Source organism: Microbacterium sp. SORGH_AS_0862, from assembly GCF_030818795.1.
Lineage (GTDB): Bacteria > Actinomycetota > Actinomycetes > Actinomycetales > Microbacteriaceae > Microbacterium.
The window spans coordinates 1,320,110-1,345,898 of record NZ_JAUTAY010000001.1; the positions used below are offsets into that span (position 1 = coordinate 1,320,110).

General features: G+C 70.1%; 25 protein-coding genes. 13 read left to right on the forward strand and 12 right to left on the reverse strand.

Annotation, left to right across the window (positions count from 1 at the left end):
* Nucleotides 1-29: 29 nt before the first annotated feature.
* Together QE377_RS06125 and QE377_RS06130 are read right to left on the reverse strand one after the other, a co-directional pair.
* Nucleotides 30-1,016 carry an ABC transporter substrate-binding protein gene (locus QE377_RS06125; protein WP_307320676.1) on the reverse strand — a complete coding sequence of 329 codons (987 nt, stop codon included), beginning with the start codon at nt 1,014-1,016 and terminating at the stop codon, nt 30-32.
* 207 nt (nt 1,017-1,223) lie between these two features.
* Nucleotides 1,224-2,132, reverse strand: coding sequence for an oxidoreductase (locus QE377_RS06130; protein WP_307320679.1), 909 nt, complete (start codon nt 2,130-2,132; stop codon nt 1,224-1,226).
* Nucleotides 2,133-2,156: 24 nt separating this feature from the next.
* On the opposite strand from QE377_RS06130, the gene QE377_RS06135 reads away from it, so the two are divergent.
* The 9 genes from QE377_RS06135 to QE377_RS06175 all read left to right on the forward strand — a co-directional run bounded on the left by QE377_RS06135 (nt 2,157) and on the right by QE377_RS06175 (nt 10,500).
* Nucleotides 2,157-3,041 carry a MurR/RpiR family transcriptional regulator gene (locus QE377_RS06135; RefSeq protein WP_307320682.1) on the forward strand — a complete coding sequence of 295 codons (885 nt, stop codon included), beginning with the start codon at nt 2,157-2,159 and terminating at the stop codon, nt 3,039-3,041.
* Nucleotides 3,041-3,508 (forward strand): hypothetical protein, encoded by a 468-nt coding sequence (locus QE377_RS06140; protein WP_307320685.1) that lies wholly within the window; start codon nt 3,041-3,043, stop codon nt 3,506-3,508. The genes QE377_RS06135 and QE377_RS06140 overlap by 1 nt, the downstream gene beginning before the upstream one ends.
* Complete coding sequence (locus QE377_RS06145) at nt 3,466-3,900, forward strand: EamA family transporter (RefSeq protein ID WP_307320688.1); 435 nt, start codon at nt 3,466-3,468, stop codon at nt 3,898-3,900. The genes QE377_RS06140 and QE377_RS06145 overlap by 43 nt, the downstream gene beginning before the upstream one ends.
* Before the next feature lie 59 nt (nt 3,901-3,959).
* The gene (locus tag QE377_RS06150) at nt 3,960-6,206 is read left to right on the forward strand and encodes a LuxR C-terminal-related transcriptional regulator (RefSeq protein ID WP_307320692.1); all 2,247 of its coding nucleotides are present in this window, start codon (nt 3,960-3,962) and stop codon (nt 6,204-6,206) included.
* Nucleotides 6,207-6,313: 107 nt separating this feature from the next.
* Entirely contained in the window at nt 6,314-7,021 is a 708-nt protein-coding gene (locus QE377_RS06155) for an alpha/beta hydrolase (RefSeq protein ID WP_307320695.1), read from the forward strand.
* A 25-nt stretch (nt 7,022-7,046) separates the two neighbouring features.
* A complete protein-coding gene (locus QE377_RS06160; RefSeq protein WP_307320698.1) occupies nt 7,047-8,546 on the forward strand; it encodes an aldehyde dehydrogenase in 1,500 nt (499 codons plus the stop codon).
* Nucleotides 8,543-9,640, forward strand: a complete 1,098-nt coding sequence (locus QE377_RS06165; RefSeq protein WP_307320701.1) for an NAD(P)-dependent alcohol dehydrogenase — start codon at nt 8,543-8,545, stop codon at nt 9,638-9,640. The genes QE377_RS06160 and QE377_RS06165 overlap by 4 nt, the downstream gene beginning before the upstream one ends.
* 85 nt (nt 9,641-9,725) lie before the next feature.
* Nucleotides 9,726-10,160, forward strand: a complete 435-nt coding sequence (locus QE377_RS06170; protein WP_307320704.1) for an SRPBCC family protein — start codon at nt 9,726-9,728, stop codon at nt 10,158-10,160.
* Nucleotides 10,153-10,500 (forward strand): VOC family protein, encoded by a 348-nt coding sequence (locus QE377_RS06175; RefSeq protein ID WP_307320707.1) that lies wholly within the window; start codon nt 10,153-10,155, stop codon nt 10,498-10,500. The genes QE377_RS06170 and QE377_RS06175 overlap by 8 nt, the downstream gene beginning before the upstream one ends.
* Nucleotides 10,501-10,560: 60 nt before the next feature.
* Here the strand turns inward: QE377_RS06175 and QE377_RS06180 are convergent, their stop codons facing one another.
* From QE377_RS06180 to QE377_RS06220, 9 genes are all read right to left on the reverse strand, one after another.
* Complete coding sequence (locus QE377_RS06180; RefSeq protein ID WP_307320709.1) at nt 10,561-12,048, reverse strand: benzaldehyde dehydrogenase; 1,488 nt, start codon at nt 12,046-12,048, stop codon at nt 10,561-10,563.
* A gap of 92 nt (nt 12,049-12,140) precedes the next feature.
* A complete protein-coding gene (locus tag QE377_RS06185; protein ID WP_307325886.1) occupies nt 12,141-13,028 on the reverse strand; it encodes a sugar phosphate isomerase/epimerase in 888 nt (295 codons plus the stop codon).
* An 18-nt stretch (nt 13,029-13,046) separates the two neighbouring features.
* Nucleotides 13,047-13,829, reverse strand: a complete 783-nt coding sequence (locus tag QE377_RS06190) for an SDR family NAD(P)-dependent oxidoreductase (protein WP_307320711.1) — start codon at nt 13,827-13,829, stop codon at nt 13,047-13,049.
* A 61-nt stretch (nt 13,830-13,890) separates the two neighbouring features.
* Entirely contained in the window at nt 13,891-14,871 is a 981-nt protein-coding gene (locus QE377_RS06195; protein WP_234073890.1) for a sugar ABC transporter substrate-binding protein, read from the reverse strand.
* A 79-nt stretch (nt 14,872-14,950) separates the two neighbouring features.
* Entirely contained in the window at nt 14,951-15,943 is a 993-nt protein-coding gene (locus QE377_RS06200; protein ID WP_234073891.1) for an ABC transporter permease, read from the reverse strand.
* A 1-nt stretch (nt 15,944) separates the two neighbouring features.
* Nucleotides 15,945-17,474: a sugar ABC transporter ATP-binding protein gene (locus tag QE377_RS06205; protein ID WP_307320715.1), complete on the reverse strand. Its 1,530-nt coding sequence runs from the start codon at nt 17,472-17,474 to the stop codon at nt 15,945-15,947.
* Nucleotides 17,471-18,541 (reverse strand): zinc-binding dehydrogenase, encoded by a 1,071-nt coding sequence (locus QE377_RS06210; RefSeq protein ID WP_307320717.1) that lies wholly within the window; start codon nt 18,539-18,541, stop codon nt 17,471-17,473. The genes QE377_RS06205 and QE377_RS06210 overlap by 4 nt, the downstream gene beginning before the upstream one ends.
* Nucleotides 18,542-18,549: 8 nt before the next feature.
* Nucleotides 18,550-19,515, reverse strand: coding sequence for a transketolase family protein (locus QE377_RS06215; RefSeq protein ID WP_234073894.1), 966 nt, complete (start codon nt 19,513-19,515; stop codon nt 18,550-18,552).
* A complete protein-coding gene (locus QE377_RS06220) occupies nt 19,515-20,390 on the reverse strand; it encodes a transketolase (RefSeq protein WP_307320721.1) in 876 nt (291 codons plus the stop codon). Before QE377_RS06220 ends, QE377_RS06215 begins: the two co-directional genes overlap by 1 nt.
* 216 nt (nt 20,391-20,606) lie before the next feature.
* On the opposite strand from QE377_RS06220, the gene QE377_RS06225 reads away from it, so the two are divergent.
* Both QE377_RS06225 and QE377_RS06230 read left to right on the forward strand, forming a co-directional pair.
* Nucleotides 20,607-22,109 carry an aldehyde dehydrogenase family protein gene (locus QE377_RS06225; protein WP_307320724.1) on the forward strand — a complete coding sequence of 501 codons (1,503 nt, stop codon included), beginning with the start codon at nt 20,607-20,609 and terminating at the stop codon, nt 22,107-22,109.
* An 86-nt stretch (nt 22,110-22,195) separates the two neighbouring features.
* Complete coding sequence (locus QE377_RS06230; RefSeq protein ID WP_307320727.1) at nt 22,196-22,750, forward strand: MarR family winged helix-turn-helix transcriptional regulator; 555 nt, start codon at nt 22,196-22,198, stop codon at nt 22,748-22,750.
* Between the two features lie 15 nt (nt 22,751-22,765).
* Here QE377_RS06230 and QE377_RS06235 read toward each other — a convergent pair whose 3' ends face one another.
* Nucleotides 22,766-23,785, reverse strand: a complete 1,020-nt coding sequence (locus QE377_RS06235) for a S41 family peptidase (RefSeq protein ID WP_307320729.1) — start codon at nt 23,783-23,785, stop codon at nt 22,766-22,768.
* A 197-nt stretch (nt 23,786-23,982) separates the two neighbouring features.
* On the opposite strand from QE377_RS06235, the gene QE377_RS06240 reads away from it, so the two are divergent.
* The gene (locus QE377_RS06240) at nt 23,983-24,858 is read left to right on the forward strand and encodes a methylenetetrahydrofolate reductase (RefSeq protein ID WP_373459518.1); all 876 of its coding nucleotides are present in this window, start codon (nt 23,983-23,985) and stop codon (nt 24,856-24,858) included.
* Nucleotides 24,859-24,870: 12 nt separating this feature from the next.
* Nucleotides 24,871-25,746 carry a formyltetrahydrofolate deformylase gene (purU, locus tag QE377_RS06245; RefSeq protein WP_137418715.1) on the forward strand — a complete coding sequence of 292 codons (876 nt, stop codon included), beginning with the start codon at nt 24,871-24,873 and terminating at the stop codon, nt 25,744-25,746.
* The last annotated feature ends 43 nt before the right edge of the window (nt 25,747-25,789 follow it).

Here is a 25,789-nt window from a genome sequence, read left to right on the forward strand (position 1 = left end):
ACGGCGCGTGCCGCATCCCCCGCTCGGGATCACTGCGGCTGGATCAGCTTCGTGAAGTCGGGCTCTGCGTCGATGTACTTGTACTGCACGGCGAGGGCTGCGAGCTTCTCGATGCCGGCGTCGTCGAGGTCGGAGGTGAAGTTCGGCAGCGTGATGCTGGCCGCCGCGGCCTCGGGGATCTCGAGGTTCTTGACGATCGCGGCGCGCACGGCGTCCTCGTTGTCGGTCGCGTACTGCTGGGCCTCGGCCATCGCCGCCGCGTAGTCGGCGACGAGCTGCGGGTCGGCGTCGATCTTCTCCTGCGTGGTGAAGTTGGTGAGCACCGTCAGGCCGGGGATGGTGGCCTGGTAGGGCGAGACGACGTCGACGCCACCGCCGGAGACGATGAGCCCGCGGAACGGGTCGGGCACCCAGCCTGCGTCGATGTTGCCCGCTTCGAGCTGCGCCTGCACATCGGGGAAGGCGACCTCGACGAACTGGATGGTGGACGAGTCGCCGCCCGCGTCGTCGACGGCCTTGCGGATGGTGAGGTCACCGGCGGCGCCGATGCTGTTCACCGAGACGCGCTTGCCTGCGAGGTCTGCGGGGCTCGTGATGCCCGAGTCCCCGAGGGCGACGACGGAGTTGACGTCCTCGCCGTCGGCGGGGCTCGAGGCGTAGTTGCTGAAGATCACGACGCCGAGATCCTGCAGGGCAGCGCGGATCGGGCCCATGGGCTGACCGATCGCGAAGTCGATGTCGCCGCTGAGCAGCGCAGGGATGGCCTGTGCGCCGCCCTGGGCGGGAACGACCTCGACGTCGAGGCCGTGGTCCTCGAAGATGCCCGCGTCGATGGCCGCCCACAGGGCACCCGTCTCGGCGATGGGGAGAGCGGCGACGCGCACCTGGCGCACCTCGCCGCCTCCCGCGGTGGAGTCACCCGAGGGGGACGTGGCGGGCGCGGCGGAATCGGTGCAACCGGACAGGGTCAGAGCGGCCACGGCTGCAAGAGCGATGGCGGCAAGGGTCTTCTTCATCGAAGTGCCTCTCAGTGACGGGTAAGCAGGACGCCAACGCGAAGCATCCGTCACGCGGAGTCACCACCTCGAGCCCCCGACGCGTCGGCACCGCAGCGTGCTGACCCCCTCATGGTGCGGGGTTCAGCCGGTGAAAGTCAAGAGATTCGTGACGCCCGTTTGCTTTTCGTTGAATCAGTGTCGGGCGTCAGGTCATGTTTCCTCGCCTCACCCCGGACCGTCGCTCGCCGCCGCCAGCAGCGGCACCACGACATCGCTGATCGGAGTCGACAGCCCGTGGCGACGCGCGAGACGCGAGATGACCTCATTGCGGACCTCCCACTCCAGCGGACGGCCGGCCTCGCGATCGACCAGGATCGACGTGCCCATATCGGCCGGAGCGGACCGGAACCCGGCCAGGATGTCCTGCAGGATGCGGTCCTCGACGAGCGCTCCCTCGGCGCGCGCGACGCGGGCGCATTCACGCAGATACGCCAGGGCAAGCCGCGCGACATCCGGCCGCGCGAACATCCCCGACCGGCGCCCGGCGAGCGCCATCAGGCCCGCCGTCGCGTTCTGCAGGAGCTTGCGCCAGGCGGTCGTGACGTAGTCGTCCTCGAGTTCCACGGCGCAGCGCGTGCCGCGGAGCGTCGACGCGACGCGAAGGGCCGCGGGGATGCGGGGCAGACTGATGCGCGCGTCGCCGCGGAGCAGAACCGCGCCGTCAGACTGTCTCTGCGCAGGAGACCACACGACCGCCGGCGCGATCTCGGTACCGCTCGGGACCAGTGGGGCGACGAGCTCGACCTGCTCGATGCCGTTCTGCAGCACGCAGACCACGCTTCCCCGCCCGCAGAGGACGCGAAGCCAAGGCGCTGCGGCCTGGAGCTGCGTCGCCTTGACCGCCAGGAACACGATGTCGGCGACCGCTGCAGACGCTCCGGGATCGGTGTGGACCGGGCCCGGCACCTGGATGCGAGCGTCAGCCGCTCGGAGCTCGAGGCGCGCGCGATAGGTGCGACCGTAAAGCCGGGGCGTCCGGCCAGCCTCGTGCAGAGCGGCGGCGACGGTCGTGCCAATGGCTCCCGGTCCGACGACGGCGACGGTCTGCGGATTCGAATCTTCGCGAGATGACATGGACTGCACGTTACGCTGTTACACATGGTGTCGCACGAAGGTAACCCTATTACTGAACTTGCCGAGCCGTTGCAACAGTGGCTCGGGGCAGTCCGCGCTCGCAGCGGTGACCTCGCGACCAGCGAGGCGAAGGTGATCGCGCTGCTGATCGCCGACCCGCTCTTCGTGGGGACGAGCACCACTGCGCAGGTCGCGGCCAGAGCCGGCGTCTCAGCTCCGAGCGTGGTGCGCGCGGCACGTGCCATCGGGTTCGAGGGCTTCGCGGATCTAAAGCTGGAGATCGCTCGGGCGCGCGGCAGCGCGGATTTCTTCGCCCCACCGCCTTCTCTTCATGCCGACAGCGATGCCGCGAGCGTCATGGAGAACGCCGTCCGATCCGGAGTCGACGCGCTGTCCGCATTGAGAGGCGCCCTGATCGCTGACGACGTGCGCGCGGCGGTCGAGGCGATCCGCGGTTGCGGTCAGCTGCTGTCCTACGGCGCGGGGCCCTCGGCCACGGTCGCCGCCGATGCCGTCTTCCGGATGCGCGCACTGGGGGTGCGCACGGCGGGCGTCGTCGACCACGAGTCGGCGATGATCGCTGCCCGCCTCATGAGCCCGGGCGACGTTTCGGTCATCGTCAGTTCGACGGGCCGCACGCAGACGACGCTGGCCGTCGCCGACGCCGCGGCATCGTCCGGCGCCACCGTCATCGCGATCACCGACCGCCGCGCCACCCCTCTGACGGAGCTCGCCCACATCACGCTCCTCACGGGAGCAGCTCCCCTCTCGACGCAGCTGGCGGCAGCGGCGAGCCGTCTCGGACAGCTGACGGTCGTCGATGTGCTCGTTGCGACGCTCGCGCTCAGCGATCCGGAACGAGTCCGACGGGCGGAGCGCGCCGGCATGGACCTCCCCGACATGGCCTGATGCCCATCGGAACGTTCGCGATCGTTCTGCTCGCAGCGTTCGCGCACGCCGGCTGGAACCTCGCGTCGAAGTTCAAGCGCGGGGACACCATCCTCTTCGTCGGCGCGTACACCTTCGGTTCGGCGATCCTGTGCGCACCGCTGGCCCTGTGGTTCGCTGCAGCCGGCATCCAATCGATCACACCGGCCTTGATCGGGGCGAGCGCCGTCTCGGCCGCGCTGCATGCGGGCTACTCCCTCGCCCTGCAGGCGGGCTACGATCGCGCCGCCTTCGGTGTGGTCTACCCCGTCGCCCGGGGCAGCGGGCCCCTGCTCTCCATGGGGTCGCGGTGGCGTTGCTGGGCGAGCGGATCGGGTGGACGTCCGCCGTCGGCGGGCTGCTCGTGGTCGGCGGGATCCTCGTCGTCGCCGGTGACCCTCGGAAGATGCGCGGGGGCGATGTACGACGCGGTGTGCTGTGGGGCGTGATGACGGGGGCCGCGATCGCGGCCTACACACTCTGGGACGCCCATGCGGTCGGCCGACTCGGCCTCGCACCGGTGAGCTACTACGCGAGGACCCTCCTCTTCCAATGCGCCCTGCTCACCCCCGGCATCCTGCGGCGTCGCGCGGGATTGCGCACGACACTGCGCGCGGACTGGCGGCCCATCGTCCTCGTGGCCGTGCTCTCTCCGCTCGCCTACATCCTCGTGCTCACGGCGATGCAGGAGTCGCCCGTCGCCCTCGTCGCGCCGCTCCGGGAGTCGTCCATCGTCATCGGATCCCTCATCGCCTGGCGCCTGTTCGACGAACACGGCCTGGGCCGCCGCGTCATCGGCGCGGTGGTCGTCCTGGCGGGCATCGTGGTCATCGGTCTGTGAGCCCGCCGATCCCGCTCCATTCAGCGGGATGCATAATCGGTGCAGACGAAGGGGTCTGGATGATCGCCGAACCGCGCAGCGAGTTCGTGGGCCGCAGAGCCGAGCTCGACACGATCGGCACACTGCTGCGCACCGGCCGCCTGGTGACGCTCACCGGCGTGGGCGGCGTCGGGAAGACGCGGCTGGCTGCGCGGGCAGCCAACGAGTTCGCCGCCGCTGCGGGGGTGACCGCCTGGTTCGTCGGACTCGACACTCTCCAGGATGCGCGGCGCGTACCCCTGGCCGTTGCGCGGGCTCTGCCCCTCGGCGAGCACTCCGCCCGCGACCCGCTCGACTTCCTCGCCGACGTCCTCTCCGACACGCCTTCTCTGGTCGTCCTCGACAACTGCGAGCACCTCATCGATGCGGTGGCGGCCTTCGCCGACGAGCTCCTGGATGCGGTGCCGCAGCTGACGATCCTCGCGACGAGCCGACGCCGGCTCGACGTCGACGGTGAGCAGGTCTTCGCCGTACCGCCGCTGTCGCTCGCCGACGACGCCTCTCACCCGTCCGACGCCCTCGCGCTGCTGCTCGCGCGCGCCCGAGCGGCCGACGCGTCCTTCGCCCTGTCCGAGCAGGAGGAGTCGGTGGCGGAAGAACTCTGCCGCTCGCTGGACGGGCTGCCGCTCGCCATCGAGCTGGCGGCGACCCGGTTGCGCTCGCTGCCGCTCTCCGAGCTCAACGGGCGCTTGTCGTCGCGCTTCACGCTGTTACGGGCGGCCTCCCGGTCCGCCGTCGCCCGCCAGCGCACCCTCGGCGCGGTCGTCGACTGGAGCTACGAACTGTGCACCCCCGAGCAGCGCAGGGGGTGGGAGGCGATGAGCGTCTTCCGCGGCCCCTTCGACCTCGCGGCCGCCGCATCGGTGGCCGAGCTCACCGAGACGCAGATCGTCGACGTGGTCGACGATCTGGTCACGCAGTCGGTCATCGAAGCCGACCGCGAGAGCGGGCGCCTCCGCATGCTCGAGACCATCCGCGCCTACGGACGCCAGCGCGCGGAGGAGAACGGCACGTGGCCGCTGCTGCTGCGTCGCCACCTCGCGCACTACCGCCGCCTCGCCGAGGCCGCCGACGCACGATGGTACGGACCCGATCAATCGCGCATCATCTCGACCCAGCGCGCGGATCGAGCCGAGCTGCACGCCGCACTGACCACCGCGACGACCGTCGATGCGGACACGGCGCTCGCGCTGTTCGCCGCGCTCCGGTACCACTGGGGCGTCGGTGGGTTCCTGCCCGAGGGGCGCGCGTGGGCGACGCGTGTGCTGGCGCTGCCCGGTGCCGGCGCGGCGCCGCGGATGCGGGGTTCGATCACGGCGGCCTGGCTGTGTCTGCTGCAGGGCGATCTGGACGAGGCGGACGTGCACCTCCGCGACGCCGAGGCGCTGCTCGCATCCGTTCCCGAACCGGAGGGCGTCGTTTTCACGGTGGAGCTCCAGCGGTGGCGTGGAACGCACGCGCTGTTCTCGGGCGATCCGGCGGCGGCCGTGGTCGGCTTCGAACGCTCCATCGGCGGCGCCCTGGGCGCAGGCCTCCCGAACGAGGCGCTGCTCGCGCAGTTCCAGCTCACGACGGCACGAAGCCACCTCGGCGAGCGCGGGGCGGGGACCTCGGCCGAAGCGGCCGCTCGGCACAGCGAAGCGATCGGCGAGATGTGGATGCGCTCGCTCGCGCTGTGGTCGCTCGCGCTGGCGGCGTTCTGCGACGGTGAGCTCGATCTCGCGGAGATGCAGGCGCGTCAGTCGTTGCGGGCCGAGGACGGCATCGATGACCCGGTCGGGGACTGTCTCGTGCTCGAGCTGCTGAGCTGGATCGACGCGGCGCGCTCACCCACCGAGCGCTCGGCCGTGCTCCTCGGGGCGGCCCGCAGCCGCTGGCGCCGCGTCGGCTCCGACATCGCGGTGCACGGACCGCAGATGGCGGCCCACCACGAGCGATGCGTGGCCCGGGTGCGCGCCCGCCTCGGCGACCGGGCGTTCGAGCGCGCCGCGGCGGTCGGCGAGCGCCTGACCCCCGTCGAGGCGGTGTCGTTCGCCGCGTCCGCCCGGGGCTCTGCGGGCGGGCTCAGCGAGCGCGAGCGGGAGGTGGCGGCCGGCATCCACGAGGGGCTCAGCAATCGTGAGATCGCCGAGCGGCTCGTGCTGTCGGTGCGCACCGTCGACACCCACGTGCAGCGCATCCTCGGCAAGCTCGGCTTCGGCTCACGCGCCCAGATCGCGGCGTGGTTCGAGTCCACACGCGCTGCGGTGCCGAGCGAGGTTACGTAGTCCTACGGATACCGCGGCTCCGGGCTCCGATCGACACTGAGCGTCAGTCATCGTCGTCACGGAGCCGCCGCCGCGCGCCGGCTCCCCGGATCAAGGAAGACCGGAACATGAGCCAGAACCCGCATGTGCTCCTCGTCCACGGCGCATGGGTCGGGGGCTGGGAGTTCGCCCCCGTCATCCCCCTGCTGCAATCGCTCGGCTGGACGGTCGAGACGCTCGAGCTGCCCTCCACAGGGTCGATCGGTTCCCTCGCCGCCGACGCCGCGGCGTTGCGTGACCTCCTCGATCGCGCCGACGCGCCCGTCCTGCTGGTCGGCCACTCGTACGGCGGCGTGCCGGTGACCGAGGCCGGCGACCATCCGCACGTCGCGGGGCTCGTTTACATCGCCGCGTTCGCGCTGGATGCGGGAGAGAGCGTCCGGGGATCCGTCGGCGGCGAGTTCCCGCCCGGTTGGCACGTCGCGGGCGACCAGGTGACCCTCGGCGCCACCCGCGAGGAGCGCATCGCGATGGTCTCCGCCGACTTCCCGCCGGGCACGCCTGCGGAGGCGGGCGAGCATCTCGCCGACATGTTCCGTCCGCAGTCGCTCGCCTCGCTGACCGACACCGTCACCGCGGTCGCCTGGCGCGCCACGCCGAGCTGGTACCTGCTCACGGAGAAGGACGTCCTCGTGCCGCCGGCGTTCCAGCAGGCGCTCGCCGAGCGCGCCGGGTCCGAGATCGTGCGCCTCGCCACCGGGCACGCACCGTTCCAGGAAGACCCGCGGGGCTTCGTCGACGCGTTGGCGCGCGTCGCCGCGAGCGCACTGGTCTGACCCCCACCCACCGAAGGAGCACCTCATGACCCTCACCGATCCCACATCCACCGTCGCCGGCACGGGCGAGCGCGCACGCGGCCGGCTGTTCATCGGCGGCGTCTGGCGCGACGCCTCCGACGGCGCCGTCATGGACGTCGTCTCCCCCGCCACAGGCCGGAAGGTGGGCGAGGTCGCTCGGGCGACGACGTCCGACGTCGACGACGCGGTCGCCGCCGCCCGAGCCGCCTTCGACTCCGGCGCCTGGTCCCGCCTGTCGAGCCGGGAACGCGCCCGCATCCTGCAGCGCGCGTACACGCTCATGCGCGAGCGCACGGAGGAGCTCGCGCAGGCGGAGAGTCTCGACGTCGGAAAGCCCATCACGTTCGCGCGGATCATCGACGTGAACAACGCCGCGGAGCTCTACGAGTTCTACGCGAGCCTCGGCCACCACCTCGACGGCGACGTACGCGAGACGACCGGCAACACCCACGCCTATGTGAAGCGCGAGCCGATCGGGGTCGTCGCGGCCATCACGCCGTTCAACTTCCCCCTCATCCTCTCGAGCTCCAAGATCGCGCCCGCGCTCATCGCCGGGAACACGATCGTCCACAAGCCCGCGAGCGACACCCCCCTCTCGGCCCTCATCATCGCCGACATCCTGCAGGAGGCGGGTGTGCCCGATGGGGTCTTCAACGTCGTGACGGGCCCGGGCGCCGCTCTCGGCGACCACCTCGTCGGCCACCCGGACGTCGACAAGGTCGCCTTCACCGGCTCGACAGAGATCGGTGCCCACGCGGCGGCGATCGCCGGACGCACGCTGAAGCCGTTCACGGCCGAGCTCGGCGGCAACGCGGCCAACATCCTGTTCGCCGATGCAGATCTGAACGCGGCGATCAACACGGTGATCTCCGCGTTCGTGTTCAACTCCGGCCAGTTCTGCATGGCGGGCCCGAGGCTTCTGGTGGAGCGCCCGCTCTACGAGACGGTGCTGGGCATCCTCGCCGATGCTCTCCCCCACGTGCCCTTCGGTGACCCGACGGATGAGGGGACCGTCATCGGCCCGCTCGCCAGCGCGAACCAGCTCGAGAAGGTGGCGGCGATGGTGGACCGCGCCCGCGCGGCGGGAGCACGCATCGTCACCGGTGGCGAGCGCGCCGATCTCGGCGGCGGCTTCTTCTACCGCCCGACGGTGATCGCCGACGTGCCGAACGACGCCGAGGTCGTAGCCGAGGAGGTCTTCGGCCCCGTCCTCACCGCGCAGCACTTCGACACCGAGGAGGAGGCGATCGCCCTCGCCAACTCGACGCCGTACGGCCTGGCCTCCGGCATCCAGACCACCGATCTCGCCAAGGCGCACCGCGTGGCCGCGCGCCTGGATGCGGGCATCACCTGGGTGAACGGCTGGGCGCTGCTCGATCCCTCCGTTCCGTTCGGCGGCGTCAAGGCCTCCGGTTGGGGGCGCGAGAACGGACCCGAGGCGATGGCCTCCTACCAGCGCACCCATTCGATCGTCTTCAACCTCGAGACGGGAGCATCGGCGTGACCGCCGGCCGCGCGGCGCTCCTGCAGGACGGCGCTCTGCGGGTCGAGGATGTGGAGTACGGGGCGCCGGGTCATGGCGAGGTGCTCGTGCGGCTCGTGGCGACCGGGCTGTGTCATACGGACCTCGGCGTGATAGCCGGCGGCATCCCGTTCCCGACCCCCGGCATCATCGGCCACGAGGGCGCGGGAATCGTCGAACAGGTGGGAGCGGGTGTGAGCTCCGTGGCGCCCGGCGACAAGGTGCTGCTCAGCTTCACCTCGTGCGGCGCGTGCGGCGGATGCGCGGGCGGGCATCCCGCCTACTGCGAGACCTGGCAGGTGCGCAACCTCTTCGGCATGATGCGCTCCGACGATTCGGGCACCATCACGCACGAAGGCGTCCCCGTGGCCGGCCACTTCTTCGGGCAGTCCTCGTTCGGCACCTACGCGATCGCCGACGAGCGCTCCCTCGTCGCGGTGGATGCGGATGCCGATCTCACGGTGCTCGCTCCGCTCGGATGCGGCATCCTGACGGGGTTCGGCTCGATGTGGAACGTGCTGGATCCGGGGCCCACCGACAGGGTCGCCGTCTACGGCTCCGGCGCGGTCGGGCTGTCGGCGATCATGGCGGCGGCGCACCGCGAACCCGCCGCGCTCGTCGCGATCGATCTCGTCGAGGAACGACTCGCGCTCGCGCGACGGCTCGGCGCGACGCACACGATCAACGCCGGCACGGAGGATGTCGCCGCCCGCCTGGCCGATATCACCGGAGGGCACGGCGTCGACCTGAGCTTCGACACGACGGCGAGCCCGCGGGTCGCGCGCGGCGCACTCGATGCCGCGGCCGTCCGCGGCACGGTCCTCGTGTGCGGAGCACCCCCTCCCGGCACGGAGATCCCGGTGGACATCCAGGGCATCCTGACCGGAAAGGTGCTGCGCGGCGTGACGATGGGGGACACGCTGCCGCAGCAGCTCATCCCGGAGCTCGCCCGGCTGCACGCCGAGGGCCGGTTGCCGCTGGAGCTGTTGGAGAAGACGTACACGCTCGACGAGATCGAGCAGGCGGTCGCCGACATGCACCACGGCGTGACGGTCAAGCCGGTCATCGTCTACTGACGCGTCGACGAACGGATGCGGGACGCGCGGACTTGTCACGGTCGGCGCCCGTCACCCCGGCCAGAGCTCCTTCTACGGTGGCGGTATGCGTGCCGTCGGGAGGATCCGGGTCGAACGTGACTCCGAGGAGGTCTTCGACTTCCTCGAGCTCGTGGAGCACGAGACGTCCTGGCGACAGTCGGTGACCGGCTCGCGATACGTCGACGCGGCGCGGCCGGCCGTCGGGACCGCCGGCGAGACCGTCGTCTCGATGGGACAGCGCACCGTCCGGATGGCGTGGACGGTCGTCGAGCTGGTGCCTGGCCGGCGGGTGGCCTGGGAGCTCGATGGCGATCCTTGGCACGGAGGCGGGAGCTACTCCGTCGCGCCGGCGGGAGGCGGCACCACGGTCACGGCAGAGCTCGCGGTGCGACTGCACGGGATCACGCGCGCCGCGGAGCCCCTCCTGTGGCTGCAGTTCCGTAACGGGCTTCGCGATGATCTGCGTCGACTGAAGCAGAGGATGGAGCAGCATGCCTGAGGTCCGCGGGATCGACAACGTCTTCATCGAGGTCGGCGACCTCGATGAAGCGGTGGCCTGGTACGAGCGGATCGTCGGGCTGACACTCAAAGTACGCGCCCAGGGCATGGCGGTACTCGACGTCGGCGGAGACGTGGCAGGGATCGTCCTCCGCAGTGCCGACCCGGTCTCGCCGACGAAGGTCTGGATCGAGGTGGCAGACGCAAAGGACGCGGCCTCGGAGCTCGGCGTGCCGACGTTCCCGATCCCGACCGGGCTGACGGCCGAGGTCGTCGATCCGTGGGGCAACCGGATCGGCTTCACCGACTACACCGCTCGCCCGGATCTCGCCCGGCCGTAATCCCTCTCGACGACCGGATGCGGGCGGCCCCGGCGAAGGGACCGCCCGCATCCGTGCGCGTCAGAGCGGGTACTGCCCCGGTTCGCGGCGCATCGTGATCCAGCGGGTCTCGGTGAACGCATCGATGTTCGCCTGCGCGCCGCCGTGGCGGGAGCCGGTGCCGGAGGCGCCGACGCCGCCGAAGGGGGAGTTCGCCTCGTCGTTGACCGTCTGGTCGTTGATGTGCACGATGCCGGTCGGGATCCGCTTGGCGAGGTCGTACGCCTTCATGGCGTCGCGGCTCACGATCCCCAGCGACAGCCCGTAGTCGGTCGCGGCGGCGAGCTCGACGGCCTCGTCGTCGGTCGCGAAGGAGACCACCGAGGCGACGGGGCCGAAGACCTCGTCGCAGTATGCGGCCGCATCCTTCGGGGGGTTCGCCAGCACCGTCGGGCGGTAGAACAGCTGCTCGTACGTGCCACCGGCCGCGAGGCGGGCGCCTTGGGCGACGGCGTCCTGCACGAGTGTGTGCACGCGGTCGCGCTGCGTCTCGTCGATGAGGGGCCCGAGGTGAACCTGCCCTGCGGCCGGATCGCCGACGACCATCGAGTCGGCTTTCGCCGCGAGCTTCGCGACGTACTCGTCGAACAGCGACTCGTGGACGATGTGACGGCCGACCGTCATGCAGATCTGCCCCTGGTGCAGGAACGCACCCCACGTGGCCAGGTTGACCGCCTGGTCGACGTCGGCGTCCTCGCGCACGAGGAAGGCGGAGTTGCCGCCGAGCTCGAGGTGCGCGCGCGTGAGGTGGCGTCCGGCGAGCTCACCGACGGCACGACCGGCACGCGTCGACCCGGTGAAGGCGACCACGCGCACGTGCGGGTCTGCCACCATCGCCTCACCGACCTCGGCACCGCCGGGGACGAGCTGCAGGACGCCCTTCGGCAGACCGGCCTCCTCGAAGATGCGCACCATCGAGACACCGCCGGTCACGACCGTGCGGGGGTCGGGCTTGAGCAGCACGGCGTTGCCGAGCGCGAGAGCCGGCGCGACCGCACGGATGCCGAGGATGAGCGGGACGTTGAAGGGCGAGATGACGCCCACGACACCCACGGGAATCTGCTGCGCGAGCGAGAGGCGGGGCTCCTCGCTGGAGAGGATGGTGCCCAGCGGTGCCGAGGGCAGGGACGACGCCTCGTAGCACTCGGCCGCGGTCACGTGCAGGGCGAAACCTGCGAGCGGCGGGATGGCGCCGACCTCGCGGATGTTCCACCCCATGATCTCTTCCGCGTGCTGCTCCCACAGCTGCGCGGCCTTGCGCAGCACGGCCGCGCGGGCCGGATGCGGCGTGGCCGCCCACTCCTGTTGCGCACGTGCGGCGGATGCGGCGGCGCGCGCGACATCCGCCGCATCCGCCATCCCAACCTGCACGAGCGTCTCACCGGTGGCGGGCTCGATGGAGGCGATGGCGCCTCCCCCGCCTTCGACCCACTCACCGTCGATGTAGATGCGCCCGGCGAAGACGTCGGGATCGATCAGGGTGGCGGTGTCCTGCGTTGCAGTCGACATCGGTGTCACCTTTCCGGGCTTCCCTGCCCTATACGTGTGAATACATCCTGAGCGACGCGGGGTCCGCGCGCAATGGGAGGGGTGCTCCCGGTTCAGCCCGTCGCGCGGGCCAGGCGGTGGGATCTGCGGCCCGGGATGCTCTCCGCCCATCCGCGCCGGATGACGCCGACCGCGTCCCGCGCGAGGGCGAGACCGTCCGCGTAGGGCGCACGCCAGATCGAGAGCACGTCGGCGGCGCCCCCGGCCAGCGGCCGCGAGAACGCCTCCACGCCCCATCGGCCGCGGTAGCCCGCATCCAATGCCTCCCGCACGAGGGCGGGCACATCCACCGCGCCGTGCTCCAGCGGCCCGCGGCCCGACTGGCCGAGTTCCAGGTAGCGCAGCCGCGGCATCGCGGTGCGGACCGCCTTCACGGAATCCGCCTCCTCGATCGCCATGTGGAAGCTGTCCAGGTGCACGCCGAGGTGGGCCGAGCCGCTCGCGGCGACGTAGTCCATGGCCTGCGCGGCCGTGTTGATCGCCGCCTCCTCGTAGCGGTTCAGCACCTCGAAGGTCATCTGGACACCGCGTTCCGCCGCCTCGTCGGCCACCGCCCCCACCGCCCGCGCGCTCTCGGCGAGAAGGGCGGGGGCGACCGGCTCCGACGGGCGACCGAAGAGCCCGTAGGGCACCCCGTTCAGCTGGTCGGCCCCGAGCCGCTCGGCGAACCGTACGCCCGCGCGCAGCAGCTCGACCCCCGCCCGACGCACGTCGGCGTCGGGCGAGGAGACGTCCGCGTCCGGGGCCTGGCCGCACATGGCGATCGGCAGTATCCCGGTCCGCACGAACGCGTCGGCGAGGGCGTCGACGTCGGTCGCGGCGGCATCCAGCGGCGGGAGGACGGGCGCGTCGGTAACCCATCTCCCGCAGGTCGTGCAGGATGGGCACGAGCTGCGCCGGGGCCAGCTCGGGCGTGATCGCCGAGAGGTGGCACGCGAGATCGAGGTCCATTGCGTGCCTCAGAACACCGGCAGATCGAGCCGCTGCTTGAACACCGAGTAGCCGTCGTCGACGCTCACGACGGTGCCGTTGATGGCGTTCGCCTCGTCGGAGGCCAGGAACGCCACGACATCGGCGATCTCCTCGGGGGCGGTCAGCGTGTTGCGCATCTGTTCGGCGGCGAACGTCGCCCGCAGCTCCTCGCTGAACTGGTTGATGATCGGCGTCCCGACGCGCCCCGGAGTGATCGCGACGGCACGGACGCCGTACTGCGCCAGTTCGTAGGCCGCGGAGCGGGTGAACGAGATGACCGCGGCCTTGGCGGCGCTGTACGAGAACGAGAGCTCCGCCGCCTGCTGGCCGTAGATGGACGACGTGCTGATGATGACGCCGCCCGTCCCCTGCTTCCGGAACTGCCGGCCGGCGGCGAGGATGCCGTAATAGACGCCGTCCTGATCGATGCGGATCATCGGCGCATAGTCGACCTCGGGGTCGTGCTCGAGCAGCGGCTTGCCGCCCGCGATCCCCGCGTTGTTGAAGATCACGTCGAGCGAGCCGAACACCTCGACGGTGCGGGCGACGGCGGCCTCCACATCCTCGTAACGGGACACATCGGTGCGCACGGCCGCGACCGAGCCCGTGAATCCGAGGCCCTCGAGCTCCGTCACGACCTGGTCGGAGCGCGCCAGGTCCACGTCGGCGATCATGACCTTCGCGCCCTCGCGGAGGAACTTCTCGACGGTCGCACGACCGATGCCGCTGCTGCCGCCCGTGATGAGGGCGGTCTTCGATTCCAGTCGCATGTGCGACCTCCATCCATGTCTGGGGTGGGGCGGGGTGCTCTCGGCACCCCGCCCCGAGGGGTCAACCGAGCTTGTCGGAGGGGGTGATGCTGTCCGCGTTGTCGACGGTCACGAGGGTCGTGGCGACCGCATCGAAGCGGGAGGAGGGCAGCGTGCCGTCCTTGCGGTAGGCCTCGATGTCACCCACGACCGTGTCGAGGATGCTGGGCCAGGGCTGCTCGATGGTCGCGAGGAAGGGCCCACCGGCCTTGATCGCGGCGATCGCCTCGCTCGTCGCGTCGACGCCGGTGACCTTGGCCTTCGAGCCGGCCTCGCTGACGGCCTGGGCGGCGCCGAGCGCCGCGTCATCCCACCCGACCCAGACGCCGTCGAGGCCGCCCGGGTTCGCCGACAGGTAGTCCGCGACGAGCGACAGCGCCTCGGTGCGTCCCGTCGCAGGGGAGGCGACCTTCTGGATGTCGCCGCCGGCGATGTTCGCGCCCGCCGCGGTCAGCGCCTTCTCGGCGAGGCTGGCCCGCAGCCGAATGCCGGGGTGCGGGTCGTGCCCGATCACCATGATGTTCTTGCCCTTCAGGCCTCCGAGCGCCTCATCCAGCGCTCCGACGGTCTGATCGACGATGCCCTGCTGATCTGCGGTGACGTTGATCGCGAACGCATCGTTCTCCTCGGTCGCGGAGTCGATCGCGAAGATCGGGATGTTCGCGTCCTTGGCGGCGGTCACGATCGAGCCGATCGAGGCGACGTCGGTGTAGCCGTCGAAGATCGCGTCCGCACCCTGGCCGATGGCGCTCTCGACCGCGGGGTTCATCTTCTGGAAGTCGAAGTCGCCCTGGATGACCGTGAGGTCCCAGCCGAGTTCGTCGGCCTTGTCCTGCACGGCCTTGACCCACCAGGCACCCACCGGCGTCTGGTTGCCGGACGTGAAGGCGATCACCTTGAAGGTGTCGTCGCCGCCGCCCCCCGAGCCGCCCGAGGAACATCCGGTCAGGACGAGGGCCGCTGCGGCGGCCACGGCCGCGAGGGCCTTGAATGATGTGCGCACGTGTTACTCCTTTGTGTTCGTGGCGTTGTGATGGTGCACGGTCGTGGGGCGACCGCTTCGGGAAAGTGGATGCGGAGCGTCAGCGCTCGCGGTGCCGCAGCGACGACAGCGTCACCGCGGCGATGATGATGAGGCCCGTGACGACCTGCTGCACGTAGGCGTTGACGCCGAGGATGTTCAGGCCGTTGCTCATGACGCCGATGATCGCGACGCCGACCATGGTGCCGCCGAGGTTCGCGGCTCCCGAGCGGACGACCGTCATGCCGAGGAAGACGGCGGCGACGGAGAACATCATGTTGTCGCTGCCCTGCACGGCGCTCGCGCTCCCGAGGCGCGCCGCCAGCAGCACGCCACCGAGAGCCGAGATCGCCCCGGCCGCCGTGAACGCGATGAGCCGGGCCCGGCGCACGTTGATGCCGGACAGGCGCGAGACCTCGACGTTGCCGCCGGTCGCGTACCAGCGCCGCCCCATCGTCGTGAAGCGCAGGACGAACCACAGCAGCAGCGAGATGACGATCGCGATGTAGACGGGGATCGGGATCTCGAACAGCTTCCCCTGCCCCATGGAGTTGAACTCCGGCGGCAGGTTGAACAGCGTCGTCCCCGCGGTCACGAGGTACGCGAGACCGACCACGGAGGTCATCGTGGCGAGCGTCGCGACGAAGGCCGAGAGGTTGACGTACGCGATGAGCACGCCGTTCACGAGCCCGACGAGCAGACCCACGAGGATCGCGACGGCCACCGCGGCCGTCACCGGGACGCCGTTGATCATCATGGATGCGGCGACCGCGCCGGCGAGCGCGGATGTGGCGCCCACCGACAGGTCGAAGTCGCCGACGACCATGACGATGGTCTGCGCCCCGGCGATGATCGCGAGGATCGACACCTGGTACAGGATGTTCTTCACGTTCGTGAAGGTCAGGAACACATCGGGGCGCATCGCGAAGAAGAAGACGACGAGCACGATGAGGGCGACGACCGTGCCGCCGTGCAGGAAGATGCGCCCGAACGACTCGGCGCGCGCGGTCACGATGCTGCGCGTGGTGAGCGTGGGGTCCGTGGTGGTGGCCATGTCACTCTGACTTTCCGTAGCAGTAGGAGAGGAGCAGCTCGTCGTCGGCCTCCGCCGCGTCGACCTGTCCGGAGATACGGCCCTCGTGCATGATGACGACGCGGTCGCTCATGCCGATGAGCTCGGGGAGTTCGGAGCTGACGGCGATCACGGCGGTGCCGGTCGCCGCCAGCCGGCGGATGAGACGGTAGATCTCGGCCTTGGTGCCGACATCGATCCCGCGCGTGGGCTCGTCCATGAGCAGGACGGCGGGCTGACGCTCGAGCATCTTGGCGAGCACGACCTTCTGCTGGTTGCCGCCCGACAGCTCGCCCACGCTCTGGCGGGGGCTGCGCGCCTTGATCTGCAGATCCGACATCCCGCGGCGGGCGATGTCGGCGATGCGCGCCTGGGAGACGACGCCGACCGAGCTCACCGAGGAGAGGTTCGCGATCGTGATGTTGTCCTGGATCGACGCGCCCAGGATCACGCCCTGGCTGCGACGTTCCTCCGGAACGAGGGCGATGCCCGCGGCGAGCGCACGACCCACCCCGGGCGAGCGCGGCAGGGTCTTCTCCCCCACCGTGATCGTGCCGTTCTGGTGCTTCTGCGCTCCGGCGAGGATGCGCAGCAGTTCGCTGCGTCCCGCGCCGGCCAGTCCGCCGATGCCGAGGACCTCGCCGGCACGCACCTCGAACGACACATCCTGCACGCGACGGCCGGTCAGGCCCTCGACGCGCAGGACGACGTCTCCGCCGCCCGAGCCGCGCTCGGGATAGAGCTGACCCGCCTCGCGACCGACCATGAGCGAGATGACCTCGTCGATGTGCGAGTCGGCCACATCCTTCGTGATGATGGTCTCGCCGTTGCGCATGATGGTCAGCCGGTCGCACAGCTCGAAGACCTCCTCGAGGCGGTGCGAGACGTAGACGATGGCGACGCCCCGCTCGCGCAGGGATCGCAGCACCGCGAACAGGTCGGTGATCTCGGTGTCCGTGAGCGATGCGGTCGGCTCGTCCAGGATGAGCACCCGCGCGTCGGTGGCGAGGGCGCGGGCGAAGGCGACCATCGTCTGCTGCACGGGCGACAGGTCACCGGCGAGCTTGCCCAGCGGGATGCGCTGGTTGATGCTGTCCAGCTGCGCTTTCGCCCGCCGGCGGAGCTCCCGCCAGTTGACGACGCCCCCGCGGCGCGGCGTCTGCTCACCCAGCAGGATGTTCTCGGCCACGGTCAGCGACGGGATGATGGACAGCTCCTGGTAGAGCGCGACGATCCCCTCGCCGCGGGCGGTGCGCACGCTCTGGAACTCGACCTCCTGGCCTGAGCGCAGGATGGTGCCGCCGTCGGGGGCGTACAGCCCCGTCACGACCTTGATCAGCGTGGATTTGCCCGCGCCGTTCTCGCCGAGCAGGGCGTGGATCTCGCCGGGGAGCACGGACAGCCGGGCGCCCTTCAGGGCGTGGACACCGTCGAAGCGCTTGACGATGTCACGGGCTTCGAGCGCAGGGGCGGTCTCCACCGGCGCCGCTTCCCGTTCCAGTGCGGTGGTCATGACAGACCTCCGAGCCGGGCCTCGTCGTTGCAGGCGATGATGACCTTCGGGTGGCGACCGGTGAGGTGCGCCTCGAACGCCTCCGCGGCCTGCTCGAGCGGGAAGACGGCCTGTGTGAACTCAGCCAGGTCGAGGTGCGGAAGCAGGTTCAACGCACGCGGGAACGCGTACGGCGAGACGAAGACGCCCGTGAGCGTCAGCTCCTTCAGGTAGAGGTAGTCCGATATGTTCAGCGGCAGCTCGTAGTCGCTCGGGTACATCGCCCCGTAGACGACCGTGCCGCCCTTGGCTGCCAGGTCGAGCAGTCCGCGGGTGGCGCGGGTCGATCCCGACGCGTCGATCACGACGTCGTAGCCGCGACCCTCGGTGAGCTCGTCGGCGACCGCGGCCTGGTTCTCGCTCGTGGGGTCGATCGTGTACTGCGCGCCGTGACGCCTCGCCATCCCCCGCCGGTCCGCGATCGGCTCGATCATCGTGAGGGCGGTCGCGCCGTAGCGGGCCATGACCTGTACCGTGAGCTGCCCGATCGGCCCGCCGCCGCAGACGACGACACGGTCGCCGACACGGATGCGGGTCTTGTCGGCGATGCGCACGGCGACGGAGGTGGGCTCCAGCAGGCATCCTTCGAGCAGGCTGACGCTGTCGGGCAGGCGGTAGACCTGCGACTCGTGCCAGGTGACCGTCTCGGCCATACCCGGACGGTTGTAGTCCTGGATGTGCTCGCAGAACTGCTGACGTCCGTCCTGACACGGTCGGCACGAGCCGCAGAAGCGGAGGAAGTTGCCGGCGACCCGGTCGCCGACGCGGAGACCACCTCGCCCGGCGCGCTCCCCCAGCGCCTCGATGACGCCGGAGACCTCGTGCCCGAGTCCGATCGGGACCTCGGTGCCGAAGAAGCCCTCGGCCAGGTGAGGGTCGGACCCGCAGATGGCGGCGTAGGCGACGCGGATGCGGACGTCCTCCGGGCCCAGCTCGGGCTGCGGCATGTCGACGACGCCGATGCGGCCGCGGGCGGCCTCATCGGGATCGCGCAGGTTGCCGATGCGCGTGACGGCGACGGTACGCATGGTGCGGCTCACCCCTCGGCCGCGATCACGCGACGCAGCGCCGCGGTCGTCGCCGACAGCCCGTAACCGTACTTGTCGCGCAGCTGCTCGTCCTCGCCGAAGCCCGCGTAGACCTGCGGGATGCCGAGTCGCTCGAACGCCGTCAGACGGATGCCCCGGTCGGCCACCACGTCGGCGACGCGGGTGGCGAGGCCGCCGTAGGCGAGGTGATCCTCGAGCACGACGAAGCGCCCGCCCGTCTCTGCGGCGGATCGCACGATGAGCTCCTCGTCGATCGGCTTCAGCGTGAACATGTCGACCACGCGCACCGAGCGGCCGTCCGCAGCCAGCTCGTCCGCGGCGTCCAGCGCCTGCGCGACGGTCGTGCCGTGCGTGAAGATCGTCGCGTCGGTGCCCTCGCGCGCGACGATGCCCTTGCCGATGCGCACCTCGTGCTGACCCGGCTCGTAGAGCACCTTGTCCTTCTTGCCGACGGCGAGGCGGATGTAGATGGGCCCCTGCATCGTCATCGACTGCCGGATGATCTCCCCGACCATGAGCGGGTCGCCGATCGAGGTGACGGTCATGTTCGTCAGGGCGCACATGAGCGCGAGGTCCTCGACCGCGTAGTGCGTCGATCCGCCGTTGCCGACGAGTCCGCCGTGCGTGCCGATGATCTTCACCGGCAGGTTCGGGTAGCAGACGTCGGTGCGCACCTGCTCGAGGGCGCGCATGCTGAGGAAGGGGAGCATGCCGGAGACCACGGGGATGTTGCCGTCGTAGGCGAGGCCGGCTGCGATCCCGACGCACGCCTGCTCGGCGAGTCCGACATCGATGAACCGGTCGGGGAAGGTGTCGCGGAACTCCACGAGGGTCGCACCGATGTCGGGGGTGAGCACCCACAGGTTCTCGTACTCGGCACCGAGCTCCGCGAGCGTCGAGCCGATCACCGACCTTGCTCCGAGGAACTCTCCGAAAGTGAAGGTCACAGGCATCAGACGGACTCCTTCTCACGCGAGGCGGTGAGCGCCGCGAGGGCGCGTTCGAGGTCGGCGGCGCCGAGCGATCCGGCGTGCCAGGCGAGGTTGCGCTCCATGAAGTCGACGCCCTTGCCCTTGATCGTCTCGGCGATGATGACGGTGGGCGTCTCGCTGTCGGGCTCCGGCAGGGCGTCGAGCGCCTCGACCAGCTGTGCCATGTCGTGGCCGTCGACGTGCACGACGTTCCACCCGAAGGCGCGCCACTTGTCCGGGTAGGGCTCGAACGCGACACGCTCCTCCGCGAAGCTCGTCATCAGCTGGCGGTTGCGGTCGACGAAGGCGACGAGGTTGCCGAGGTGGTTGCTGCGACCGGCCATGACCGCCTCCCAGACCGACCCTTCGCCGGTCTCCCCGTCACCGAGGAGGGTGAACACGCGGTGGGCGTCGCCGCGGTGGCGGGCGCTGAGCGCCATGCCCACGGCGAGGGGAAGACCATGGCCGAGCGAGCCCGTCGACGCCTCCACACCCGGCAGCTGCACCTTGCACGGGTGCATGCCGTACGCGCTGTCGAGCTGGCCGTAGGTGTCGACGATGCCTTCGTAGGAGAAGAAGCCGCGCATCGCCATCGCGATGTACATGCAGACGGCGGCGTGGCCCTTGCTGAGCACGAAGCGGTCGCGCTCGGGGTTGGCGATGTCGGTCGGGTCGACGTTCAGGCCGTAGTGGAAGAGAGCGGTGAAGACGTCCGCCGAGGACAGGTCTCCTCCGATGTGGACGGCGCCCTCGTAGGTGCCGCACAGCTGCAGGAGCTTGCGCCGCAGCTCGAACGCCAGATCCTCCAGTTCGGCCACGTTCGGACGCTGGTCCGTCTGCAGGGGGGAACTGCTCATCATGCCTCCTCGTCGATGGCAGGGGAGACGCCGAATGTGCGCAGAATCGCGTCTTCATCGACGTCGTTTCGGGTGCCGCCGTCCGGCTCTGGAGGGCGACCCGGTGAACGTAGCACGATCTCATTTACATGTAAACAGGAATGGACGTAAACTCGTGCCGCGGGGGTGGCGACGGTCGCGATCCCGCACATATCCGAGACACAGAGAGGTGCAGGGATGTCGAGTTCGATCGCCCAGACGTCCGCCGGAGTGCGGACAGGGCTCTACATCGGAGGCGCGGAGCGCTTCACCGATGACGTTCTACAGATCGCCGACCCGGGCAAGCCCGGAGTCGTCGTCGGCGAGGCTGCTGCGGCCTCGCCGGCGGATGTCGCCGACGCGGTCGCCGCCGCATCCGCCGCCTTCGGGTCGTGGAGCGCACTGTCGGCGGCGGAGCGCGCGGACGCGATGGCCGCAGCCATCGCCGGCGTCGCCGACGAGCGCGACACGGACGCCGCCGTCCTGTCGCAGGAGAACGGCAAGATCCGCTTCGAGGGGTGGGTGGATGCCCTCGTCTTCGAGATCCGGTGGAACCTCGCCCTCATGCTGAAGGACGAGGTCGAGAAGGGGCACACGCTCCCCGTGGTCCCCGGCGCGATCCCCGTGACGACGGAGGTGGCCTACCAGCCGCTGGGCGTCGTCACGATCATCGTGCCCTTCAACTGGCCGATCGCCATCCTCGGCGCGGCGCTGCCCCATGCACTGCTCGCGGGCAACACCGCGATCGTGAAGCCGCCGCCCTCCGCGCCGATGGCGACGACCCGCGTGGTGCAGCGCATCGCCGAGAAGCTGCCGCCCGGGGTCCTCAACGTGGTCACGGGCCGCGACGAGAACATGTCGGAGCTCATCCAGAGCCCCGACGTCGCGAAGGTCTGTTTCACCGGCAGCGTGAACGGCGGAAAGCGCATCATGCAGATGGCCGCGCAGACCCTCACGCGGGTGACGCTCGAGCTCGGCGGCAACGACGCGGCGGTGTTCCTCGAGGACGCCATCCTCGACGACGCGCACCTCGACCGCCTCTACGCCGCGATCTACGACACCACGGGTCAGATCTGCATGAACGCCAAGCGCGTGTTCGTGCACCGCTCGCGTCTCGACGAGCTGGTCGCGGGGCTCGAAGCACGCCTCGAGAAGGTCGTGATCGGCTACGGACTCGACGAGGGCACGACCATGGGCCCGCTCCATCAGCCGGCGCAGAAGGCCTTCGTCGAGGAGATCATCCAGGAGGCGAAGGATGCCGGCGCCGACGTGCGCGAGTACGGCACCCTTCCCGGGGGCGAGCTCGCTGGCGGCAACTTCCTGCGTCCGGCGATCGTCGTCGACCCCGACCCGTCGCTGCGCGTGGTGACCCAGGAACAGTTCGGCCCGGTCATCCCGATCATCCCGTTCGACTCCGAGGAGGAGGCGGTCGCCCTCGCGAACGACACCTGGGGCGGCCTGTGCGGTTCGGTCTGGACCGCATCGCCCGAGTCGGCGCAGCGCGTGGGATCGCAGCTGGTCTGCGGCTACGTGTGGGTGAACGACCACGGCGCCACCCGCCTCGACCTACGCGCGCCTTTCGGCGGCATGAAGCAGTCCGGCTTCGGACGCGAGCAGGGCATCGAGGGGGTACGCGCCTTCCAGGACACCCGGTCGATCGCCACGATCGACCCCGAGGCCCTGGCGGCGATGGCGCACTGACGAACGGGGAGATCGGGATCGCAACCGGTCTCGATCTCCCCCTTCCCCGCGGCCCCCGCCGCATCCCGACCACGGAGAGGAACCCGATGGCAACTGATCGCAACCGTCATGCCCACGGCGTCGAGCCGCCCGAGAGCGCGGTCGTCGAGCCCTTGGCCGATGTGATCGATCCGGACGCGTTCACCCCGCGCCTGCTCGCGCTGCTCTCCAATGCACTGGTGTGGCGCGAGTCGCACGAGCTCCGGCGTCAGTTCGATCTGGGCACCAACGAGTGGCGCGTCATCTCCGCACTCGCGATGAACCCCGGCTTCTCCGCATCGGAGGTCTCGGAGTTCCTGGTCGTCAACAAGGCGATCGTCTCCAAGAGCGTGACGACCCTTGTACAGCGGGGTCTCGTGGTGCTCGCCGAGGGCGCACGCGGATCGCGGCCCATGTATCTGACCGCAGCGGGCGCCGCCATGCACGACGACATGCTGCCGATCTCGCTTCGCGGACAGGAGATCATCCTGGCCCACATGACGCCGGCCGAGGTCACCCGGCTGAATGCGCTGCTGCGCAAGATGCTCGACGAGATGCGGGTGCTCCAGAGCATCGACAACGAGTCCTGGCTCGCGGATGCGGGCGCCTCCCGCAAGGGCTGACCCCCACCCGCGCGATCAGCCCGTGCAGCCCTGCTCCCCCAGCCAGGCGCGCGCATCCGCCTCGGCGTCCGTCGAGCGCTCGTCCGGCACGATGACACCCTCCTCATAGTTGCGGCCTGTCCGATCGACGTAGAGGCTCTCGGTGAGCACGATCGTCGCGCCGTCGAACAACGTGTGACTCACGTTCGCGGACGTGTAGCCGGCACTGTCCGTCCCGAACGTGCGGACGCCGGCCACGCCGCGGAAGGATGCGAGCACGGCCTCTCCGCTGGATGCGGTCCACTCGTCTTGCAGGACTGCGATCGGCGCGCCGGTGACCTTCTTCCGAGCCCCGACGTCGACGGCGACGTTGCCGGCGACCGCGACTCCCCGGGGCTCGATGGTGACGGGCGTGGCGGCGCCGCTGCGGTCGACGAACGACAGCGCCGCGCCGTCGGGAAGCAGCGCGGCGAGCCCCGAGAGCATCGGGTTCATGTTGCCCCCGCGGTTGCCACGCAGATCGACCCACCCGCAGGTGCCTGCAGCCGATTCGTCGATGCCGTCCGCGACGGTCGTCGCGTAGGCCTGAAGGTCCTCCGCGCGCGGAGAGACCATCTCGGGCAGCACGATGGTCGTGATGCCCGACACCGAGCCGACCGTCGGCTGCGGGGAGGTCTCGGCGGGGTCGGCGGAGGGATCCCCGCCCGCCGGCAGGAAGCGCGAGTGCCGCCCCCCGACGATCTGCGTCCCCTGCTCCAGGAGCGGATACAGCTCGGCGTAGTCGGCGGCCGAGCTCGCCGCGTCCAGGATGGCGGCCCGCGCCGCCGGCCACTCCGGGTCGTCCGCGTGGTAGCCGCCGTCGAGCCGTTCGACGGCGATCTCCGCGTACTTCTCGACGGATGGAGGCACGAGATAGAAACCGAACCGCGGACCGTAGACGTCGGCGGCGACGACGACGGCGACGACGGCTCCGGCGAGCGCGCCGAGGGTGATCGTCGTGACCACCATGCGCCGACGGCGGCGCTTCGGGCGAGCGGCAGGGGTGGTCGCGGGCACGCGTGAAGATGACACATCCCCATGGTTCTCCCGCGGAATCGCGGGCACATCGCCGGGGCGATGTAACTCTTGGCGCGGATGTCATCCCGAAGGTGGACGACGGGCCGTGAAATACCTCTTGTCATTACCTATCGACATAGGTACTCTCGCTGACGAGGCGCAACGAAGCCCTCCCGACAGCGGAAGGACCACGACTCGTGGCACGTAACACCCCCGCACCCGACCCGGCCGCATCCCTCGCACTCCTCGACGGCTTCTCGCTCGAGATGACCGGCAAGGACATCCCCGGGCTCGAAGAGGCCCGCGACGTCATCCCCGCCGGGACCAAGATCAACGTCACCTTCCTCGGCAACGAGGATCTCGATATGCGCGTCGCGGCGGCCAAGGCCGTGAAGGACGCCGGGTTCGTCCCCGTCCCGCACGTGTCGGCCCGCCGACTCGCCTCGGCGGCCCAGCTGGAGGAGTTCCTCGATCGCCTGCAGCAGGTGGGTGCCACCGAGCACGTCTTCGCCGTCGGTGGCGACCCGGCCGAGCCCGAGGGGCCCTACCCCGACTCGCTGAGCGTCATCCGCTCCGGCATCCTGCAGAAGTACGGCGTGCGCGAGGTCTCGATCGCCGGCTACCCCGAGGGACACCCCGACATCCCCACGGATGTGCTGTGGCGCCACCTCGAGGACAAGTCGGCGGCCCTCGCGGATGCGGGCCTCGGCCAGGTCATCCTGACGCAGTTCGCCTTCGACACCGACCCGGTCATCGACTGGATCGACGGGGTGCGCGAGCGCGGTGTCACCGCGGAGATCCGCATCGGCACGCCGGGCCCCGCGGGCATCAAGCGCCTGATCACCTTCGCCCGCCGCTTCGGCGTCGGCGCGAACGCGATGATCGTGAAGAAGTATGGGTTCTCGCTCACCAATCTGATGGGAACGGCGGGCCCCGACCGGTTCATCGGCGACCTCGGAGCGCTCGTCGCGCAGAAGGACTCGCGCGGACCTGTCAAAATTCACTTCTACACGTTCGGCGGTCTGCGGGCGACATCCGACTGGGCCCGCGACTACATCGCCGCGCAGTCCTGAGGAGATCCCCGCATGTCCCTGCACAAAGACGCCCTGCGTGACCACGCCTGCCTGATCGTGCACGGCCCCGACCAGCCCGGGCTCGTCGCCGCCGTCACCGCACTCATCACGCGCAACAAGGCGAACATCGTCACGCTCGACCAGTACTCGGACAACCCCGAGGGCGGCGCGTTCTTCCAGCGCGTCGTCTTCCACCGGCCCGACCTGGCAGCGGCGATCGGCGACATCGAAGCCGACCTCGCTCAGACGCTGGAGCCCTACGGGATGCAGTGGCGCCTGACCGACCAGTCGGTGCCGAAGCGGATGGCGATCCTCGCCTCCACGAGCGATCACTGCCTGCTCGAGCTGCTGTGGCGCCACCGCCGGGGCGAGCTCAATGTCACGATCCCGATGGTGATCTCCAACCACACGAACACCGCTGAGGACGTGCGCTCGTTCGGCATCCCCTTCTTCCACGTGCCCTCGCAGGGGCCGGACAAGTCGGAGGCCGAGCGCGAGATCGTCAAGCTCCTCGCCGGCAACGTCGACTTCGTCGTGCTGGCGCGCTACATGCAGATCCTCACCGACGACTTCCTCGAGGGCGTCGGCGTGCCGGTCATCAACATCCACCACTCCTTCCTTCCCGCCTTCATCGGCGCCGGCCCCTACAAGAAGGCCAAGGAACGCGGCGTCAAACTCATCGGCGCCACCAGCCACTACGTCACCAAGGACCTCGATGAGGGCCCGATCATCGAGCAGGACGTCGCCCGCGTCGACCACTCGATGACCGCCGCCGACCTTCAGGCCCGCGGTGCGTACGTCGAGCGGGCCGTACTCTCGCGCGCCGTGCAGTGGCACGCCGAAGACCGTGTCATCCGGCACGGCAACCACACCATCGTCTTCACCTGACTCCGACGCCTCACCCGAGGCGCCGGCCCCCGAACAGAGAGGT